Annotated in this window: 1 pseudogene; it reads left to right on the top strand. The window is 41.6% G+C overall.

Annotated elements, in window-relative coordinates:
* Window positions 1-255, top strand: a pseudogene (locus G3A46_RS14670) (hypothetical protein); the annotation flags it as partial.

Below are 255 nucleotides of genomic sequence, written 5' to 3'. Positions count from 1 at the left end.
TTCGGAAAATGGGATGATCTAACCTATACCTATGATGGTGGGAACAAGCTTATGAAAGTAGTCGATAATTCCACTTCGGGCTCGCACAGGAATTTTGGGTTCAAGGACGGAACCAATCCCAGAGATGACTATAGATATGATGAAAATGGGAATATGACCCAGGACCTGAACAAGGATATCTACCAGATCAGCTACAACCATCTAAATCTACCAGTGGAGATAAGGTTTGATTTGGCAAATTCAATTCCAAGGATC

The sequence above is a fragment of the Aequorivita sp. KMM 9714 genome (assembly GCF_011065475.1).
GTDB classification, from domain to species: Bacteria; Bacteroidota; Bacteroidia; order Flavobacteriales; family Flavobacteriaceae; genus Aequorivita; species Aequorivita sinensis.
This window is presented reverse-complemented; position numbering and strand designations above follow the sequence as displayed.